This window comes from Microbacterium sp. Bi98 (assembly GCF_918698045.1).
Lineage (GTDB): Bacteria > Actinomycetota > Actinomycetes > Actinomycetales > Microbacteriaceae > Microbacterium.
The window spans coordinates 1-19426 of sequence record NZ_CAKKLK010000005.1 but is presented as its reverse complement, the minus strand read 5'-3'; the positions used below and the strand labels follow the sequence as shown (position 1 = coordinate 19426).

The following is a 19426-nucleotide window of genomic DNA, read 5'->3' as shown; positions in this document are numbered from 1 at the left end:
CATGCCCCCCGCGACGTCGAGTGTCCCCTCGTCGAGCAGCATGGGCCGAGGACTCGATGTGCTCTCCTCCGTCGCGACTCTCACCCGCGACCTCCGACCGGCCACGGTCAGCGTCATCGCGGATTCTCTCGGTCGCGAGCGCTCGCAGGTGTCGCGCACGCTGGCGAGCCTGGAACGCTCGGGCCTCGTGACCAGAGCGGCGGACCGTTCATTCGCCCTCGCGTGGGGATGGTACGCCGCCGCCCAGGAGCTGAGTGCACAGCGGCTGCGCACGCACGGCCTGGTGGTGCTCGAGGACCTGTCGTCGCACCTCGGCGAAGCCGCCTTCCTCAGTGTGCTGCAGGGCGACACGACGCTCACCATGCTCGAGAGCCTTCCCGCGGACTCACGCATGATCGGGTCGTGGATCGGACGCGCCTACCCCGCCTATTGCAGCGACGCAGGCCGTGCCACATTGTGGGACGCGCCGGCCGACGAGATCCGCGCGGTGTTCCGCGCCACCGAGTTCTCACCTCAGGGGCCGAACACCCCCACCTCGATCGACGACTTCCTCGCACGGCTCGACGACGATCGGCGCCGAGGGTTCGCGATCGTCGACCAGGAGGCCGAGCCTGGTCTCTACTCCGTCGCCGCTCCTGTGTGGGACCACCGCGGCGAGGTCGTCGCCGCGGTCCAGGTGATCGGCACGCGCGACGTGATGGCGGAGCGCACGGCGACGTGCGGCGAGGCGTGCGCCCGCGCTGCCGCCGAGCTCTCCCGAGAACTCGGTGCCCCTTCAGCCGTTCTCGCGTGAGGGCTGATCCGCGCCCGCTGCGGCGCTGAGCTCGCCGGCGAACTGCATGAGCAGGGCCCGCGTATCCCGCGTGATCCCCTTCGGCCGATGCCTGCCGCGCACAGCCAGGGAGGCGATGACCTCACCCCTGCTGCGGATGGGGAGAGCGAACTCGTCGATGCCCTCGTCGTATTCCTCCGCCGCCGCGATGAGCGAGTCCGCGCGGTCCCGCTCGAGCAGCGCCCACACGTCGCGCGTCGAACGAGCGGCCGTCGGTCCACCGACCCCGACGAACTGGACGTCCTCGAGCAGCGCCTCGAGCTGCTCGAGCGTGTGATCCCAGAGCAGCGCTCGACCCGCGCCGGTGCACCAGATCGGCGTGACGAGCCCCTCACGGATGGAGCGATCGAACCCGTCGGCCGACCTCTCGCAGCGCAGCAGCACACCGCGCGCGCCGTCGGCGATCGTGATCAGGGCGTTGACACCGCGCTGCGAGGCGAGCGCCCGCAGAGCGGCTCGCGAGGCCCGCAGCCACGTCGTGTTGAGCACGGCGGCGGTGCCGAAGAACTCGGGCCCCGCCGAGAACAGCGCATCGTCGTCTCGACTGAGGAACTGTCGCGCACGCAGCTCCTGTGTGAGCCTCGACACACGACTGCGCTCGATCCCGGTGTGCTCCGCAAGACGCGACGCGTTGAGACCCGGCCGCGCGCGGCGCTCCTGCGAGACGGCGGCGTCGAGGAGCTTCAGTCCCTGCACCAGAGACGAGGAAGCCACCACCGGTCCTCCTTCGCTGCGGGTCGAGATCACCGCAATCCTACCCGTCGCCGACCACGCGACGACGAGGGAGAAGGCGTCCCCACGCGACGTAGAGGTCGGCGGCGATGTGACCGTGGGCGCCCTCGACATCAGCCGAAGCGATCGTCTGGTCACCCTGACGGCCGAACAGCACGGCCTCGTCGCCGGCCACTGCGTCGTCTATTCGGGTGACGTCGACGAGAAAGCTGTTCATGGCGATCCGATCGACGATCGGTGCACGTCTCCCCCGCACGAGCACCTCGCCGGTGCCGCTGAGGCTGCGATGGATTCCGTCGGCATACCCCAGGGGGATCACGGCCAGACGCGCATCGTGGTCGAGACGGTGCCAGCGTTCGTACCCGACGGTGCTTCCGCGACGGTAGGGGTTGATCGCTGCGATCCGGGACGCGACCCGCATGGCCGGTCGCAACACGCCGCCCACGGCATCGGTGTCCCCGTACAACCCGGCTCCGATGCGCACGAGATCGAACCGGGATGCGGGCACCCTGAGCGCCGCGAACGTGGTCGCGCAGTGACGCACGATCCGATCACCCGCACCCGCCCGCACGCACACCGCGCGCGTCTCCGCGTCGAAGCGGGATGCACCCTCGACCACGTCGGTGATGTCTTCGCAGGGAAAGTGGGAGCACAGGCCGACGACGTCCAGGTTCGGGTCTGCGAGAACGCCGGTCACGGCATCCATCGCCGTGGCCTCGCCGAGGTCGATGCCGTCGCGACCGAGCCCGGTCGAGTTCAGCGAGAGATGGACGCGCATCCTGACCCCCTGCGCTGCCGCGACGGCTCCCACGATTCCCGCGTGCGCGGCACCGCCGATCCACTCCTCCACGCCGAAGCGGATGCCGTCGCCGATCTCGTCGCGTCCGCCGGGGCGCACTCGCATCAGTCGCCCCGTGAAGCCCGCCCGCCGCACGGCGGCCGCGTCGTCGTTGGACGCGACGCCGATGATCGTGACCCCCTGCGCGGCGAGCACCGGCGCGACGATGTCGATCCCGTGTCCGTAGGCGTCGGCCTTCACGACCGCGCAGAACTCGACGTTCTCGCCGAGTTCTGCGCGGATCGTGCGGACGTTGTGGGCGATGGCGCTCTCATCGATCTCCACCCACCCGGCCGCGGACACGGGGGTCGTCACGCCTCGACGGATTCAGCCTCGTGATCCTGCACGACATCTCGCGCGCCCTTGCGACCGTGACGCCACCAGAAGTACAGGTAGCACGCCCCGACGAACGGGATGCCGAAGTAGAGCGCGGCGACCTGATTCGGGTCGAATGCGATCGCGATGATCGAGATGAGCAGCAGCGAGAAGGCGACGATGGGCAGCGCCGGGTAGAGCGGCGTGCGGTAGGCGAGATCCTGCACGCGTCCCCCCTCGCGGAGGAACCTGCGCCGGTGGAAGAACTGCGAGGCGACGATCGACATCCACACCGCGACCACGGCGAATCCGGCGATCGACACCAGCACCAGGTACACCGTGCCCGCCGCGACCACGCTCGTGAGCAGTGAGACGAGGCCGATCAGAATGCTGACGCTCAGCGCGATGAGCGGCACACCACGCCGGGTGAGGCGGGTGAACGCCTTCGGCGCGTGGCCCTCCCCGGCGAGCGAGAACAGCATCCGTGCGCACGAGAAGAGTCCGCTGTTGCCGGCGGAGAGGAGCGCGGTGATGATGACGAAGTTCATGATGTCTGCGGCGTACGGGACTCCGACGTACTGGAAGACGTCGACGAACGGGCTGCTGGTGACGCTGGCCTGGTCGTACGGCAGGATCGCGGCGATGACCGCGATCGCCCCGACGAAGAGCACAACGAGTCGCAGCACCGTCGAGCGCAGGGCACGAGGGATGTTCTTCGCCGGATCCTTGGTCTCGCCCGCGGCGACACCGATGAGCTCCGAGCCGCTGAACGCGTAGAAGACGGCGAGGGCGGTGACGATCACGCCACTGAACCCGTTCGGGAACAGGCCGCCGGGAGTCTCGAAGTTGCTGAAGAGGAGTGCGGGCGGGTGCTCGGGCGAGAGGGGCGTGAACCCGAAGATCGCCGCCCCGCCGAGCACGATCAGGCCGACGATCGCCACGACCTTGACCAGCGAGAACCAGAACTCCGCCTCGCCGAACACACGTGCCGAGATCGCGTTGAGCAGGAACAGCACTGCGGCGAAGATCAGGCACCACACCCACACCGGCACCCCGGGGAACCAGCGCTGCATGAGGATGCCGGATGCCGTGAACTCGGACCCGAGCGCGACGACCCAGCACAGCCAGTAGAGCCAGGCCGTGGTGAAGCCGGTCGCTGGGCCGATCGACCGGGAGGCATAGATGTGGAAGGCACCCGAGACCGGATAGGCGACTGCGAGCTCGCCCAGGCACGCCATGACGAGGTAGACGACGAACGCCCCGATCAGGTACGCGATGATCGCGCCGAGGGGGCCCGCCTGCGAGATGGTGTAGCCGGAGCTGAGGAACAGCCCGGAACCGATCACACCGCCGAGCGCGATCATGATCAGGTGCCGGGCATCCATGGTGCGCTGCAGCCGACGCAGCGGCACCTGAGTGGCCGTCGTGTTCGGCAGGACGTTGGGGAGGGGCTTCTCGCCGGGAAGAGGCGTCATCGGAACTCTCAATCGGGTTGTATGTGCATCATATTCACATCTATGTGCCAATGACGCATCTTGTTGATGATCTGCGGGGACACTATCCGCTGCGTCATCGGGTGCGCAAGAGCACGACCATGGATTGCCGCCTGCAGTCGCCACCGCCGACATTCCGCGCGGGAAGCTGCCGATCCGTCACCTCACGCTGCCGTTCTGACAGGCGCGTACGGACACCACCGGCGCTGAGGATGGAGCCATGTCAGCACGGCGACGCCGGCGACAGCCCACGTAGAGAAGGAGAACTCCCGTGACTCACCACGACCTCGCCCTCATCGGCTTCGGAGGCGTCAACCGCGCCCTCGCCGAGATCATCCGCGACCGCGGTACGGAGCTCGCGTCCGACCTCGGCTTCACCCTGCGGGTCGTCGCGATCACGGATCTGCGGTTCGGCTCCCTCATGCAGAGCGACGGCATCGACCTCGCTGCGGTGCTCGCGATGACAGGGGATGACTCGTTCGCCGGTATGCCCGGCGGCGACGTCGACCCTCGCAACGACCACGTCATCCGCACCACGACAGCGGGCATCATCGTCGAGGCGACCTACACGAACCCGATCGACGGCGAACCCGCGATCTCGCATGTCCGTGCTGCCCTTGAGAGCGGCAAGAGCGTCACGACCACCAACAAGGGACCCGTCGCGCTCGCAAGTGCCGAGCTCAACCGGCTCGCCGAGCAGAACGGGGCCCGATTCGAGTACGAGGGCTCGGTGATGAGCGGCACGCCCGTGCTGCGGCTGGCGCAGCAGACGCTCAAGGGGCTCCGCATCAGCCGCATCCAGGGGATCCTCAACGGCACGAGCAACTTCGTGCTCGGGCAGATGGAGTCGGGCAAGTCGCTCGACGATGCCGTGGCGGAGGCTCAGGCGCTCGGTTACGCCGAGGCCGACCCCACCGCCGACATCGAAGGGTCGGACGTCCAGCTGAAGGTCGTGATCCTCGCCAATGAGCTGCTCGGCGCCGAGATCACGACGGCCGATGTCTCACGCGTCGGCATCAGCGGGATCACCGCGACCGATGTCGTCGCGGCAGCGGCGGCCGGCGAGCACTGGAAGCTCCTCGGAACGATCTCGCGCGACGAGTCCGGCGCCGTGACGGCATCCGTCCAGCCCCTCTCGCTGGCCGCCGACCACCCTCTCGCGGGCATCTCGGGAGCGACCAACGCGATCGCGTTCACGACCGATCTGCTCGGCACCGTCACGATGTCGGGCCCCGGTGCCGGACGCCTCGAGACGGCCTACGCTCTGCTGTCGGACATCATCGCGATCGATGCGCAGCAGGCGTCGCTCGTAGGAGCGGCGTGATGAGCGCGCCCTCCGTCGAAGCTCCCGTGGCGCACGCGTCACTTCTCGAAGTGCTCGATCCCTACAACGGAGAGGTGATCGCCCGACTCGCCCAGCACTCGGTCGACGACGTCGACGAGATCATGTCGCGGGCGCGGCTCGGTGCCACGCTCTCGCGCGATCTGTCGAGGTTCGCGCGGCATCGGATCCTGGACCGTGCCGCGCGGATCCTCGAAGGCCGCGCCGAAGAGGCTGCCACGCTCATCGTGCGCGAGGCAGGCAAGACGATCACTCAGGCGCGCAAAGAGGTGCAGCGCGCGGTGACCACGATCTCGCTCTCGGCGGAGACCTCCCGCGCCTTCGACGGCGAGGTCATCCCCTTCGATGCCTACGAGGGCTCCGCGAATCGTCGTGGCTGGTACACGCGGGAGCCGCTCGGGGTGATCCTCGCGATCACGCCGTACAACGACGCCCTCAACCTCGTCGCGCACAAGATCGGACCGGCGATCGCCGGTGGCAACGCCGTGATCCTCAAGCCGTCGCAGTTCACCCCGCTGACCGCGCGGTTCCTCGTCGAGGTGCTGCTGGAGGCAGGACTCCCCGATGAGATCCTCACCGTCGTGCACGGAGACCGTCATGTGGCGCAGGCGCTCGTCGCCGTGCGCGACATCCGGATGGTGTCGTTCACCGGGGGATTCGCGACGGGCGAGGCGATCGCCCGCGCCGCGGGCCTCAAGAAGCTGGCGATGGAACTCGGCGGCAACGCCCCCGTGCTGGTGTTCGCGGATGCCGACATCTCGGCCGCCGTCGAGGCCTGCGTATCCGGCGCGTTCTGGGCGGCGGGGCAGAACTGCGTCGGCGCCCAGCGCATTCTCATCGAGCGCTCCGTGTATGCCGAGTTCCGTGACCGATTCGCGGCCCGCACTTCGACGTTGCGCGCAGGCGACCCGGTGAACCAGTCGACAGATGTCGGCCCGATGATCTCGGTGGCCGCGGCGACGAACGCGGAGCGTGTGGTCGACGACGCCGTGCGGTCGGGGGCACGCGTGCTCGCCGGACACCGCCGGGAGGGCTCGGTGTACTGGCCGACCGCTCTCGAGAACGTCTCTGCCCATTGCGAAGCGTGGAGCGAGGAGGCCTTCGCCCCCATCGTGGTCTTGACGCCGTTCGACACCGAAGACGAGGCGGTGGCGGCGGCGAACAGCATCGACTACGCGCTGCATGCCGCGGCATTCACCTCCGACATCACCCGCACGCTGCGAGTCGCCGAAGCGCTCGACGCCGGCGGCGTGATGATCAACGACTCCTCCGACTACCGCGTCGACAGCATGCCGTTCGGTGGATCGAAGTACGGGAGCATGGGGCGCGAAGGCGTGCGCTTCGCGTACGAGGAGATGACCCAGCCGAAGGTCACCTGCATCACCACCTGAGATCTCCTCGCAGAGGGGGAGGGGTCCGCGGGGGATGCCCTGCCCCTCTGCGAGGTCATGACCGATCGACCACCCGGGTCAACGACACCGCCGTCACGGTGTTCGCGACTCCGGGCAGCGCGGCGAGGATCTCCCAGATCTCGCCGATGCGATCCATCGACTCCGCCTCCAGCGTCACCAGCAGGTCGAAGTCGCCCGAGAGCACATCACACCGACGCACTTCGGGAATCTGCGCGATCTGCGAGACGACACCGCCGCCGCGCATTCGATCACTGCGGTAGACGAGCACGATGGCCGAGACCGGCGAAGCGCCGGCGCGTCCGGGGACGACGCTGTAGCCGCCGATCACGCCCTGCCGCTCCATCCGCTCGATGCGCTGCTTGACCGCGTTGCGCGACAGATGCACCCGAGAGGCGAGAGTGACCAAGGGGATGCGGGCGTCGTCGGTGAGCGCCGTGAGAATCTGGCGATCGATCTGATCGAGATGAAGCCGCTCCATCGGGACCTCCTGGTTCAGTCCGCAAACTGTGCAGTATTGGCAATTGCGTGTGTCTATTATGCACCTTAGGGTGGAAGATGGCACTGGAAGACGGTGCAGAACGAAGGAGTCACGATGAGCGCTCGACCCGACCGCAAGGATCTGCACACGCTGTCCGACCTGAGCTTGGCCGTGCACGGGGGCAATCAGCTCGATTCGACCCTGGCGCTGCGCACGCCCCTCGTGATGGCCAACTCGTACCAGCTGCCCGACGACCCGAGCGAGATCAGCTGGTCGGCGACTGCGCCGGGGCTCTACACCCGCAACACCGGAGTCAATCAGGCCGCACTCGAGCAGAAGCTCGCCGCGCTCGATGGAGCCGAGGACGCGGTCGCCCTCGCTTCCGGAGTCGCCGCCCTGCACGCAGTGTTCTTCACTCATGTGCGCGCCGGCGACCACGTCGTCGTGAGCGACGTGGTCTATGAGGCCACGTGGCGCCTGTGGACAGAGCTGCTGCCCCAGCGCTACGGGCTCGACGCCAGCTTCGTCGACATCAGCGACCTCGACGCGGTGCGGGCGGCCATGCGCCCCGAGACGCGTCTCGTGTGCATCGAGGCCATCGCGAATCCGACCACCAAGGTCGCCGATGTGAGCGCGGTCGCCGAGATCGCCCACTCCGCCGGCGCCATCCTCATGGTCGACTCGACGTTCTCGCCGCCGCCGTTCTACCGACCGATCCACGACGGCGCCGACCTGGTGGTGCACTCCCTCACCAAGTACCTCAACGGCCACGGCGACGCCATGGGGGGCTCGGTCTCCGGCCGGCGCGATCTCATCCAGGCGATCAAAGCCGACGCCATGGTCGACGTCGGCGGCATCATCTCGCCCTTCAACGCGTGGCAGATCCAGCGCGGCACCGTCACCCTGCCGCTGCGCCTGCGCCAGCACTTCTCGTCGGCGCTGCAGATCGCGCAGATGCTCGAAGCCGACACGCGGGTCGAGTACATCTACTACCCGGGTCTCGAATCGCATCCGGACCACGCCCTCGCCGTGCGGCAGTTCGGCGGACGCGGCTTCGGAGGCATGATGGCCTTCGCCGTCACGGGCTCCCCCGACGTGCAGAACCGCTTCGTCGCGAACCTGCGACTCATCACCTCCGGGTTCTCACTCGGCCACGACGACTCGCTCATCGTGCACACGGGCACCGAGGGCGGCCGTGTCGCCACCTATCCGGCACCCTTCCGAGAGTTCGGACACCTGCGTCTGTCCGTCGGCCTCGAAGATGCCGACGACCTCCTCGCCGACCTCTCCGCCGCTCTCGATCTCACCTTCGGCAGCGCTTCGCGGTAGACAGCGCATGCGACGGCACGGATCCATTCACGTGCATCCATCTCCCTGAGACAGGCGTAGGCTGGAGACCTAGGACGGACCGTCCGAGAAGATCTCCCGGCACCGTGACCGTCCGGAAGAGGAGTCACTCGTGGCTCAGTACGACGTCTCGAACCGCTCGGCGATCGTGACGGGAGCAGGCAGCGGAATCGGACGCTCGACCGCTCTGCTGCTCGCCCAGAACGGCGCCTCCGTCGTGGTCAACGACCTGAACGCGGACAACGCGAACGCGGTCGTCGAGGAGATCCGCGCCGCCGGCGGCATCGCCGAGGCATCCGTCGGAGACGCGACGGACACCGACTGGATCGCCAGCTCGGTCGAGCTCGCGAACACGCTCGCCCCGCTGCGCATCGGCGTGAACAACGCCGGCATCGGCGGCGCATCCGCTCCTACCGCCGAGTACGACGACGCCGCGTGGGACAAGGTCATCTCGATCAACCTCAACGCCGTGTTCCGCAACATGAAGGCGCAGATCCCCTCGATCCTCGCGAACGGCGGCGGCTCCGTCGTCAACATCGCGTCGATCCTCGGCAGCGTCGGCTTCGCGAACTCCCCCGCCTACGTCGCCGCCAAGCACGCCGTCGTGGGCATGACCAAGTCGGCTGCCCTCGAGTACTCCGCCCAGGGCGTGCGCGTGAACTCGGTCGGCCCCGGCTTCATCGACACCCCCCTGCTCGCCACCATGGGCGACGAGGCCAAGGCGTTCCTCGTGAGCAAGCACCCGATCGGTCGCCTCGGCCAGCCCGACGAGGTCGCGAACCTCATCGCCTTCCTCGCCAGCGACGCCGCCAGCTTCATCACCGGCAGCTACCACCTCGTCGACGGCGGCTACACCGCCCCCTGAGGCTCGGTCGCCACGCGCCGCTGTCCGCGCCGCGCCGTTTGCAGGACGAAAACACGGATGCAGGGCGAGATCGACCATCTCGCCCTGCATCCGCGCTTCTGTCCTGCATCCGGCACCGACCTACCCGTCGGCACCGGATCAGGCCACCCGACGCCCCTCCGTCACCCGAGACGGTCCAACCGCAGGGTCGCCGTGGCGCTGTGCGCGGCCATGCCCTCGGAGTCCGAGATCACCTGCACGGCGTGCGCGAGCTCGGGCGTGGCCGCACGGCTGATGCGCTGATACGTGAGCGGCTTGAGGAAGCGCGACACCGAGAGCCCGGCGCTGTGCTTGGCCCCGCCGGCCGTGGGCAGCACGTGGTTCGTGCCCGCCATGCCCTTGTCGGAGTATGCGACCGTGCTCCAGGGCCCGAGGAAGATCGAGCCGTAGTTGCGCAGATTCTCGTGGTACCAGTCGTCGTCGGCCGTGAGCAGTTCGAGATGCTCGGGGGCTAGGTCGTCCATCAGAGCGACCGCCGTGTCGCGGTCTTTCACGACGGTGACGACGCCGTAGTCACGCCAGGCGGCGCCGGCGATGTCGACCGTCGCCAGCGTCTCGAGCTGTCGTTCGATCTCGGCGATCACGGCATGACCATGCTCGTCGGAGGTCGTGATGAGCGCCGCAGGCGAGTTCGGCCCGTGCTCGGCCTGCCCGAGCAGGTCAGCGGCGACGAGCACGGGGTCGGCCGTCTCATCCGAGATCACGGCGACCTCGCTCGGGCCTGCGAGCAGATCGATCGCGACCGTGCCGAACAGCTGGCGCTTGGCCTCGGCGACGTAGGCGTTGCCCGCGCCGACGAGCATGTCGACGGGCAGGTCGCCGAGCAGTCCGAACGCCATGGCTGCGAGCGCCTGCACCCCGCCGATCACGAACACCCGGTCGACACCCGACAGGTGCGCGGCGTAGACGACGGCGTCGTTCGCTCCGCCGTCGGGCTGCGGGGGCGTGCACGCGATGACGGTCGGCACGCCGGCCGCCTTGGCCACGCCCACGGTCATGAACGCGCTGGCCGTGAGCGGGAAGCGTCCGGCTGGCAGGTATGCGCCGACACGCGACACGGGGATGTACTTCGCGCCGGTCACGACGCCCGGAACGAACTCGGTCTCGAAGTCGGTCAGGTGCTCGCGGGAGGCGCGGGCGAACGCCTGCGTCCGCTCGGCGCCGAGCTCGATGGCCGCCCGCAGGTCGGGGGCGAGGCGTTCTCCGCTGCTCGCGATCTGCTCGGGGGTGAGCTCGATGTCGGTCCCCTGGTAGTTGTCGAGCTTTCGCGCGTAGTCGAGCACGGCGTCAAGGCCGCGCTCGCGGATGTCGGCGAGCATGGCCGTGACCGTCTCGATCACGGCGGGGTCGCGCTGCGCGGCGGGTGCGTCGATGAGCGGGGTCTTGAGGTGGTGGAAGTCGCCGTCGAAGCGGGCGAGCACTGCAGAGGAGTAACGCATGCAGGAAGGCTAGATCCGCTCGCAACCACGAGACAAGCCTGATGATCCTGCACGATCCATCGGGTTTACCATTGGGTGTGACCATCACCCAGCTCACCGCCTTCCTCGCCGCACTCGACGACGGATCCTTCACGGCGGCGGCGAAGACCCTCGGGATGACGCAGGCCTCGGTCTCGGAGCTGGTCGCGCGCCTCGAACGGGAACTCGGCATCACGCTGTTCGCCCGAGGCAGCAGACGCCTCGTCCCGACGGCCGCGGCGCTCGAACTGCGGCCGCACGCCGCGCAGGCGGTCAGCGCGGTGCAGAACGGCATCGACACGATCCAGGCGCTGGCCTCGCTCGAGCGGGGCACATGCACCTTCGGCGTGCTGCGCAACGCGGCCTATTACGCGCTCGCCGATCTGGCCGAGACATTCCATCACCGGCATCCCAATGTGCGGTTGCGCCTGGTCGGCATCAACTCGGCGCACGTCGCCCGGTCGATCGCGGCGGGCGAACTCGAGGCCGGACTGCTCGTGCTGCCGGTCGATGAAGACGGCCTCGAAGTGCGCCCGCTCTTCCGCGACGAGGTGCTCTACGCCTCCGCCACGCGGGCGCCGGAAGCCGGCCCGGTCACGATCGAGGAGGCCGCCGACGCCAAGCTCGTGCTCTACGACGCCTTCGCCGGGTGGGACGACCCGACCCGACGCCAGCTGCTCGAACGCGCACGGCTGCGGGGCCTGACCATCGAGCCGGCGGTCGAGGTCGAGCACGTCGAGACGGCCCTCAGCCTGGTCGCCGCAGGCACGGCCGACACGATCGTGTCACGTTCGATCGCCGAGTCCGACGCCTTCCCCTCCGGCATCCGCACGTTCCCCTTCGCCGAGCCGATGCACGACACGATCGCCCTGGTGCAGCGAGCGGGCGTGCTGCTCTCACCCGCGACGCAGAAGCTCGCCGAGCTCGCCGAGCGGATGCTGCGCGAACGCCTGCCGGAGCATCAGGGTCGCACGGCACTGAGCTGAGGCCGACTCCGGGTGGGCGGGCGGCGCCACCTCGCCACCCCACCGCGCGCCGTTTGCAGGACGAGAGCACGGATGCAGGACCAGATCGGCGATCCCGCCCCGCATCCGTGCTCAGGTCCTGCATCCGGCACGGAGCCGGACGTCACCCACCCACTCAGTACAGGTCGGCGCGCCGATCGGCGAACAGGTCGTTGTGCGGCGGCAGCGCCTTGCCGCGGGCGGCGTCGAGCGACAGCACGGCCGTCGCCCCCATCACTGCGCGGAACGCGACGATCCAGCCCTGCTCGTCGATGATCGCCGTGCCGTCGGTCCAGTCGACGCCGCGCTCGGACCCCCATCGATCGGCGATCACGACGGGCAGTCGCGACGACCGCGCCGACGCCATCGCCTGGATCAGCTCGGGTGCATGTTCGCCGTCCGGCCGGGGCACGAGCGGCCAGTTGACCGGCAGCGCGAGCACATCCGCGCCCGCGAGCGCGAGACGGCGCGGCACCTCAGGGAACTCGTTGTCGTAGCAGAGCGCCACGCCGAGACGACCGAACGAGGCGTCCACGACGAGTCCGGCCTCGGACCCGCTGTCGAAGACGAGCTTCTCGGCACCCCACAGATGCGACTTGCGGTAGTCGGCCAGGCGCGCGTCGCGAGTGAGCACGGCGGCGGTGTTGAAGAGCCGCTCCCCGTCTGCTTCGGCGTACCCGACCACGACGACGGCATCCGCGGGGATCGCCTCCTGCAGCGTCGACCACCGCGGGTCGTCGGCGGTGAGAGCGGCGCTGTGCGCCTCCTCGCGATCCGCGAACACGTAGCCGCTGGTCGCGAGTTCCGGCAGTACGATCAGCTGCGCCTGCCGACGAGCAGCGGCAGAGATCGCCGAGCGGATGCGTTCGAGATTGCCGTCGACGTCGCCGAGCACGATCTCGGGCGACAGCGCCGCGACGCGCAGCTCAGCGGCATCCGACCCCGTCACGGACGCGCCGGGGCGCGAGAGGACAGTACCCCCTCGCGCCCCGTCGTTCTCAGTCATCTTCCGTGGCGGTGACCATCACTCCCAGCGGGGCCAGGTAGCCGTTGGGATCGATGGTCCAGTCGGCGGCGGCCGCCGCTTCGACGACCTCCGGAGCCCACTCGAGGTAGACGCGGTCGTCGCCACCGTTGATCACGAGCACCGTGCCGGTGCCGGACTCGTCGCCCTCGACGCAGACGTACGAGCGCCAGCTGCCCTCCGGAACCGAGAAGGTGTCTCCGGCGCCCAGCGTGACGGCCGTCGACGGGTCGCCGTTGAGGGTGACCTCCCAGCGGCCGGTCTTGAACAGCAGCGCCTGCGTCTTGTCGTGACGGTGGCGCAGCACGCCCTGACCCGCTTCGGCCCGTACCCACGCGAGGTTGAACGAGTGGGGTTCCGTGACGTTCGGCACCTGGCGACGGTTCTCGCTCATGCCGTATCCGATGGCGGTGGCGAGCTCGACGTGCCCGCCGTCGACCGCCGCGCACAGCAGCGCCGCCGACGAGTACTTGCGGTCGCCGGGCTGGATGACCCGCGAGCGCATGTCCTCGACCGTGTAGGTCGTGAGCTCGTCGATGTAGTGCTGCTTCATCGGGGTGATCAGCGGCACGTCGTCGGGCAGCACGTCACCGGCGACCGTGTCGATGAGCTTGTTGTCGGCCGTGAGGTGAAGGCCGTAGGACTCCGCCTCACGCAGCACCGACGGACCCCAGATGATGCCGCCGTTGTCGTCGCGGCCGAGCACCGTGTAGAGGATGCCGTCATCCGGCCCCTCGTTCGTGAATCCGCGGAAGATCCACGTGGGGATCGTCACGATGTCTCCGTCGTGACTGATGTATTCGCCCTGCTTGCCGTCGACACCCCAGCGGAGGCGGAACTCGCCGCCGAGGTTGATGAAGACCTCCGCAGTGAAGTGCAGATGCAGGTTGTTCGAGATGCCGTTCGGCATCCCCGCGGCTCCGGTGTTGAAGCCGTGATTCACCTCGAGGTTCACGTACTGGCTCGCGTTCTGCGAGACGCCGGCGCCGATGAAGGAGTAGTTCTCCTTGCGGTCGGATCCCGGAGTGCGGCAGTCGATGAAAGCGGAGTTGCACGGCACCCAGTCGGTGCGGCGGATGGTGCGGCGTGCGATCTCGTCCGCGGGGACGATGACGTCGACCTGGTCGACGATGGCGTTGCTCATTTCTTCTTCTCCTTGTCGATCAGTCGATGATCAGTAGATGTTGCTGAAGGCTGCCGGCTCGTCGCCGCGGGTACCCGCGATCTGGGCGCGCAGAGCGATGTCGTCCCACAGGCGCACCTCCTTGACGAGGGCTCCCTGGTGGAAGGTGAACTGCGAGATGCCGAGCACATCGACGGGCTTGCCGGTGAGGCTGCCGTAGTTCGGGGCTCCGTTGTAGTCGCCGACGAACTTCCAGGTGACCGCGACGCGCAGTCCCGCATAGCGGACTTCGTAGTTGGTCTGGATGTCACGGATCTCGAACTGCCCGGCGGGGAACGACTCGAGGAATCGCAGCAGTGCGCGGCGGTAGCCCTCAGGCCGGATGACGACGCGGTTGCCGACCGTGAGCAGCACGAGGTCGCGGTGGAAGAACTTCTCGACCTTCTGCAGGTCGCGGTCGTTCCACACCGTCTGGATCATGTCGATGACGGTCTCGACCTCGGAGCGGTGGTCGTCGGGACGCACGCCCGAATCGCCCTTCGCGATCGGATCGGCGGGCGCCGGCTCGGTCCACGACCCCGTGTAGCCGCGGAAAGCCTGGGCGCGGGCGAGCTCGTCGAGGTCGTCGCCGCGTTCGAGTGCGCCGGCGAGCGAATCGCGCACGACCCACTCCTCGACCATGCGGCCCTTGCGGTACAGGCAGTTGGCGATGGTGCGGCTGTGCGAGGAGGTCTGCAGGTGCCCCGACAGCACGAGGTGCGAGCTGAGGAACGCATCGTCGCCGCGAGCCTCCCAGATCACGTCTTCGGCCTGGCCGGTGCGATCGGGTGTCGCCGAGATGCGCATGAGCGTTCCTTCGATGACCTCCTGTCGCGTCGTCGAGGTGCCGTAGGCGCCGTGCACGATCGAGTCGGGCTCGTAGTTGTCGCGGATGAAGCTGATCGACCGATCGACCCAGATCAGATCGGTGACCTCACGGATGAAGTCGTCGGGGTCTTGGTAGGGCAGATAGGCAACCGGGTCGAGAGACACGCGTTTCACTCCTTCGAGATGCGAAGCTGCGGTTCATCGGTGATCGCTGGCTTCTTCCTCGTCAGTGTATGCGTATGCACAAAGCAACGCAAGAGACGATCCTGCGCACACGGTGATCATCGCCGAGAGGCGGGTCAGTCGGCGCGTGCGGCCGCGAGAGTGCGCCTCGGCACGAAGACGGACTCGAAGCGCGTCTTCTCGAGCTCGGCGCTCGGATCCTCGATGCGGCGCACGATGAGGTCGGCGGCCGTGCGCGCCATGCCGGCGATGTCGTAGCCGATCGTGGCGAGGTCGATGATCGGCCAGGCCGCTTCGGGAAGGTCGTCGAAACCGAGGATCGAGAGGTCGTCAGGCACCCGCAGACCGGCGCGGTGCGCGGCATTGAGCGCACCGTATGCCACCACATCGTTGCCGCAGAACAGCAGGGTCGGGCGATCCGACCCTTCGAGGAGCTCGGATGCCGCAGCCTCGCCCTCGGCAGCTCCGTAGGGCACCCGGCGCACGTGACTCTCGGGCAGCGTCACACCCTCGGCGACGAGCGCCTCCCGCAGAGCGGCCTCGCGGCTCTGCGCCGTGCTCGTGTTGCTCGGTCCGAGCACCGCGCCGACCCTGGTGTGCCCGAGTGCGACAGCACGCTGAACCGCCTCGCGATAACCGGGAGCCGGGTCGACGACCGTGGCGTCCGCCTCGACGAACGAGCCGGTGCGGTTGAAGTACACGAAGGGCAGCCCGCGATCCTTGAGGCGCAGCGGCGCGACGGAGTCCACGGTGGTGGTCGCGAGGATCACGCCGTCGAGGCCGTTGGCCAGCAGTCGCTCGACGATGGTGTCGTTGTCGGCCGACTCGGTGTGCAGCATCAGCTGATACCCGAGCGTCTCGAGCTCTCGGTGCACCGGGGCGATGATGTGCGAATAGAACTGGTTGTCGAGATCGGTCAGCAGCAGGCCGATGCGCCGCGTGCGCCCGGACGACAGAGCACGCCCCGCCTCGCTCGGCACGTAGCCCAGCAGCTGGGCCGCCTCGCGCACCCGGAGCTTCGTCGCCTCGGACACCCGCGCGTCGTCGCGCAGTGCCCGAGACACCGTCGGCTGCGAGACTCCCGCCAAGCGGGCCACATCACGACTCGTGACGACCATCTGGCGCCTCCCCCTCGATCTCAGGATTCTACCGCCCTTGACGCCCGAATGCATACGCGGTCATAATCAGCACATACGTATGCAACGGAAGGAAGGGCCATGCCCCTGCATCTCAAGACCGCGCCGACGAAGACGTTCGCGGACACCGCTCAGCAGGACGTCGCCGAGCGGGTGAGGGGAATCATCGGCGACATCCGCGAGAACGGCGACGTCGCCGTGCGGCGGTACGCCGAGCAATTCGACAACTGGAGTCGCGACTCGTATCGGCTCTCCGATGACGAGATCACCGAGATCATCGGCACGCTCGACGCCCAGGTGATCACCGACATCGAGTTCGTGCAGAGCCAGGTGCGCCGCTTCGCTCAGGCCCAGCGCGACTCGCTGGTCGACATCGAGGTGGAGACGCTGCCCGGGGTGTTCCTCGGACAGAAGCATGTTCCGGTTCAGGCGGCCGGTGCGTACATCCCGGGAGGGAAGTACCCGCTGACGGCATCCGCTCACATGACGATCATCACCGCCAAGGTCGCCGGCGTGCCCCGCGTCGTCGCGTGCACTCCGCCCATCCGAGGCGAGATCCCCGCCGCGACCGTGGCCGCGATGAAGATGGCCGGCGCCGACGAGATCTACATCCTCGGCGGAGTGCAGGCGGTGGCGGCGATGGCCGTGGGCACCGACTCGATCGAACCGGTCAACATGATCGCCGGCCCCGGCAACGCCTACGTCGCCGAGGCCAAGCGCCAGCTGTTCGGCGAGGTCGGCATCGACCTCTTCGCCGGCCCGACCGAGATCCTCATCGTCGCCGACGAGCACGCCGATCCCTTCTTCACCGCCGTCGACCTGCTCTCCCAGGCAGAGCACGGCCCCGACTCCCCCGCCGTGCTCGTCACGACCTCGCAGGCGCTGGCGGAGGAGGTCATGGACTGGATCGAGAAGATCCTGCCCGGCATGCCCACTCGCGACTACGCCGGCCCGGCCTGGCGCGACTGGGGACAGGTGATCGTCGCGGACGACCTCGACGAGGCCTATCGGATCGCCGACGACTTCGCCTTCGAGCACGTGCAGATCTTCACGCAGAACCCGCGCGAGGCACTGACGCGGATGCACGACTACGGCGCGCTGTTCCTCGGCGAGAACACCTGCGTCTCCTACGGCGACAAGGTGATCGGCACCAACCACGTGCTGCCGACGCTCGGCGCCGCGAGGTACACCGGCGGACTCTGGGTGGGCAAGTACCTGCGCACGGTGACCTATCAGGAGATCCAGAACAGCGAGTCGTCGGCCGAGCTCGGAGCCGTGTGCGGCCGCGCTGCACGAGTCGAGCTCTTCGAAGGTCATGCCCGCTCGGGCGATGCCCGCGCCTGGAGGCACGCCGGCACGGAGTTCGCCTGGATCGACGAGAGTCACGCGGCGGTCGGCGCGGAGTCGCGATGACCGACCTCGCCGGTCGCACGGCCGTGGTCACCGGCGGCGGCAGCGGACTCGGGGCGGCCATCGCCCGGTCCCTGCACGCCGCCGGTGCGCACGTGGTCGTGGTCGGGAGGGACGCCGAGAAGCTCGACCGCGTCGTCGCCGACCTCGGTTCACGGACACGCGGAATGACCTGCGACGTGTCGGATCCGGCATCCGTCGACAGGCTGCGGGAGCAGCTGGCGGACACCGAGGTGTCGATCCTGGTGAACAACGCCGGCATCCCGGGTCCGGTCGCAGCGCTCACCGACATCGAGGTCGACGACTGGGACGAGGTCTTCGCCGTGAACGTGCGCGGCACGTTCCTGCTCTGCAAGGCATTCCTGCCCGGCATGGTCGAACGCGGCGACGGCGACGTCATCAACGTGGCCTCCGTCTCGGGCAAGCGTCCGCTCGCGCACCGCACGCCGTACTGCGCGTCGAAGATGGCCGTGATCGGGCTCACCTCGACGCTCGCGTTCGAGGTCGGACCGGCAGGTGTGCGGGTGAACTCGCTGTCGCCGGGCCCGGTGCAGGGACCGCGCATGGAGCGCAACTTCCGCCTCGAGGCCGCGAGATCGGGCACGAGCATCGACGACGCCGAGCAGGCGTTCGTCTCGCGCGCGGCGCTCGGACGCATGGTCACCGAAGAAGAGGTGGGCGCAGCGGTCATCGCGATGCTCGGGATGCCGGGCATGTGCGGTGCCGACATCGATCTCTCAGCAGGAATGGTCGCATGATGCGGTCGCTGCGAGCCCGAGCGCTCTCCGGCGAGAAGCTGATCGGGGCACTGCTCCGGATGCCGTCGGAAGAGCTGGTCGAGATGCTCGCCGTCGCCGAGTTCGACTTCGTGCTGATCGACTGCGAGCACGGCCCAGCCGACGTCGTCGCGCTGCGGCAGCACATCGCGCTGGCCCAGGTGCACGGCTTGCCGGTGATCGTGCGCGTCGGCGAGGGCGACCGCGGCCAGATCCTGCGGGTGCTCGACCAGGGAGCCCAGGGCATCCTCGCCCCTCACCTCGACACGACAGCGGATGCCGAGGCGCTGGTCTCTGCGGCGATGTACCCGCCGGTCGGGTTGCGCGGATTCGCGACCTACAGCCGGGCCGGACGCTTCGGTCTCGTCGACCCCTCAGAGCACCGCGACTGGTGGCTCGAGAACACTCTCGTGCTCGGGATGATCGAATCGCCCGGCGGGGTCGCAGACGTCGAGGGCATCGCCGCGGTGCCACGGCTCGACGGCATCATGGTCGGCCCCGCCGACCTCGCGGCGTCGAGTGGACCGGATGATCGACCGGTGCCCGAGGCGATCGCTGTGGTGCATTCGGCGCTGGCCAGGGTCGGTTCACTGCGCATGGACATCGTCGGCACGAGGGATGCGGCGAGCGCGGCCTTCGCCGACGGAGCCGACCTCGTCGTCTACAACCTCGCGTCCTCTCTCATGGCGCATCTGCGCGGCCTCGCGGCGCCCGAGCGCTGAGCGCTCGCCGCATCCCGCGCCGCCCGCGCCC

Annotated in this window: 18 protein-coding genes; 9 read left to right on the top strand and 9 right to left on the bottom strand. The window is 68.6% G+C overall.

Annotated features, from left to right (window positions below):
- Window position 1: 1 nt before the first annotated feature.
- A complete protein-coding gene (locus LQZ85_RS09600) occupies window positions 2-793 on the top strand; it encodes an IclR family transcriptional regulator (RefSeq protein ID WP_056276251.1) in 792 nt (263 codons plus the stop codon).
- On the opposite strand, the gene LQZ85_RS09595 is transcribed toward LQZ85_RS09600, so the two are convergent.
- The 3 genes from LQZ85_RS09595 to LQZ85_RS09585 are packed head-to-tail and all read right to left on the bottom strand — an operon-like array spanning window position 776 to window position 4192.
- Window positions 776-1546, bottom strand: a complete 771-nt coding sequence (locus tag LQZ85_RS09595) for an IclR family transcriptional regulator C-terminal domain-containing protein (protein ID WP_162253843.1) — start codon at window positions 1544-1546, stop codon at window positions 776-778. The two genes, LQZ85_RS09600 and LQZ85_RS09595, sit on opposite strands and share 18 nt — an antisense overlap.
- Window positions 1547-1586: 40 nt before the next feature.
- Window positions 1587-2717, bottom strand: coding sequence for an alanine racemase (gene alr, locus LQZ85_RS09590; protein WP_056276248.1), 1131 nt, complete (start codon window positions 2715-2717; stop codon window positions 1587-1589).
- Window positions 2714-4192, bottom strand: a complete 1479-nt coding sequence (locus LQZ85_RS09585; RefSeq protein ID WP_230100835.1) for an amino acid permease — start codon at window positions 4190-4192, stop codon at window positions 2714-2716. Before LQZ85_RS09585 ends, alr begins: the two co-directional genes overlap by 4 nt.
- Window positions 4193-4481: 289 nt before the next feature.
- On the opposite strand from LQZ85_RS09585, the gene LQZ85_RS09580 reads away from it, so the two are divergent.
- Both LQZ85_RS09580 and LQZ85_RS09575 read left to right on the top strand, forming a co-directional pair.
- Entirely contained in the window at window positions 4482-5534 is a 1053-nt protein-coding gene (locus LQZ85_RS09580) for a homoserine dehydrogenase (protein ID WP_053098477.1), read from the top strand.
- On the top strand, window positions 5534-6943 hold the full coding sequence (locus tag LQZ85_RS09575; RefSeq protein WP_230100834.1) for an aldehyde dehydrogenase family protein: 1410 nt from the start codon (window positions 5534-5536) through the stop codon (window positions 6941-6943). Before LQZ85_RS09580 ends, LQZ85_RS09575 begins: the two co-directional genes overlap by 1 nt.
- Before the next feature lie 55 nt (window positions 6944-6998).
- Here LQZ85_RS09575 and LQZ85_RS09570 read toward each other — a convergent pair whose 3' ends face one another.
- Window positions 6999-7442, bottom strand: coding sequence for an Lrp/AsnC family transcriptional regulator (locus LQZ85_RS09570; protein ID WP_056276242.1), 444 nt, complete (start codon window positions 7440-7442; stop codon window positions 6999-7001).
- 114 nt (window positions 7443-7556) lie between these two features.
- Here LQZ85_RS09570 and LQZ85_RS09565 point away from each other — a divergent pair, with 114 nt between their 5' ends.
- The gene (locus LQZ85_RS09565; protein ID WP_053099350.1) at window positions 7557-8771 is read left to right on the top strand and encodes an aminotransferase class V-fold PLP-dependent enzyme; all 1215 of its coding nucleotides are present in this window, start codon (window positions 7557-7559) and stop codon (window positions 8769-8771) included.
- A gap of 130 nt (window positions 8772-8901) precedes the next feature.
- The gene (locus LQZ85_RS09560; protein WP_053098474.1) at window positions 8902-9654 is read left to right on the top strand and encodes an SDR family NAD(P)-dependent oxidoreductase; all 753 of its coding nucleotides are present in this window, start codon (window positions 8902-8904) and stop codon (window positions 9652-9654) included.
- Between the two features lie 161 nt (window positions 9655-9815).
- Here LQZ85_RS09560 and hisD (LQZ85_RS09555) read toward each other — a convergent pair whose 3' ends face one another.
- Window positions 9816-11132, bottom strand: coding sequence for a histidinol dehydrogenase (gene hisD / locus LQZ85_RS09555; protein ID WP_056276239.1), 1317 nt, complete (start codon window positions 11130-11132; stop codon window positions 9816-9818).
- Window positions 11133-11209: 77 nt separating this feature from the next.
- Between hisD (LQZ85_RS09555) and LQZ85_RS09550 the strand changes: the two genes are divergently transcribed.
- Window positions 11210-12136 (top strand): LysR family transcriptional regulator, encoded by a 927-nt coding sequence (locus LQZ85_RS09550; RefSeq protein ID WP_056276235.1) that lies wholly within the window; start codon window positions 11210-11212, stop codon window positions 12134-12136.
- 154 nt (window positions 12137-12290) lie between these two features.
- On the opposite strand, the gene LQZ85_RS09545 is transcribed toward LQZ85_RS09550, so the two are convergent.
- The 4 genes from LQZ85_RS09545 to LQZ85_RS09530 form a co-directional block, all read right to left on the bottom strand.
- On the bottom strand, window positions 12291-13160 hold the full coding sequence (locus tag LQZ85_RS09545; protein ID WP_082586478.1) for a nitrilase-related carbon-nitrogen hydrolase: 870 nt from the start codon (window positions 13158-13160) through the stop codon (window positions 12291-12293).
- On the bottom strand, window positions 13153-14322 hold the full coding sequence (locus tag LQZ85_RS09540; protein ID WP_053098471.1) for a cupin domain-containing protein: 1170 nt from the start codon (window positions 14320-14322) through the stop codon (window positions 13153-13155). The genes LQZ85_RS09545 and LQZ85_RS09540 overlap by 8 nt, the downstream gene beginning before the upstream one ends.
- Window positions 14323-14352: 30 nt before the next feature.
- Entirely contained in the window at window positions 14353-15333 is a 981-nt protein-coding gene (locus LQZ85_RS09535) for an ester cyclase (RefSeq protein WP_056276229.1), read from the bottom strand.
- A 134-nt stretch (window positions 15334-15467) separates the two neighbouring features.
- Window positions 15468-16469 (bottom strand): LacI family DNA-binding transcriptional regulator, encoded by a 1002-nt coding sequence (locus tag LQZ85_RS09530; RefSeq protein ID WP_056276226.1) that lies wholly within the window; start codon window positions 16467-16469, stop codon window positions 15468-15470.
- 99 nt (window positions 16470-16568) lie between these two features.
- Here LQZ85_RS09530 and hisD (LQZ85_RS09525) point away from each other — a divergent pair, with 99 nt between their 5' ends.
- From hisD (LQZ85_RS09525) to LQZ85_RS09515, 3 genes are read left to right on the top strand one after another with little or no spacing between them, the layout of a single operon-like run.
- Window positions 16569-17900, top strand: coding sequence for a histidinol dehydrogenase (hisD, locus tag LQZ85_RS09525; RefSeq protein ID WP_053098468.1), 1332 nt, complete (start codon window positions 16569-16571; stop codon window positions 17898-17900).
- Window positions 17897-18655, top strand: a complete 759-nt coding sequence (locus LQZ85_RS09520) for an SDR family oxidoreductase (RefSeq protein ID WP_056276223.1) — start codon at window positions 17897-17899, stop codon at window positions 18653-18655. Before hisD (LQZ85_RS09525) ends, LQZ85_RS09520 begins: the two co-directional genes overlap by 4 nt.
- Window positions 18652-19395: an aldolase/citrate lyase family protein gene (locus LQZ85_RS09515; protein WP_230100833.1), complete on the top strand. Its 744-nt coding sequence runs from the start codon at window positions 18652-18654 to the stop codon at window positions 19393-19395. The genes LQZ85_RS09520 and LQZ85_RS09515 overlap by 4 nt, the downstream gene beginning before the upstream one ends.
- Window positions 19396-19426: the final 31 nt, after the last annotated feature.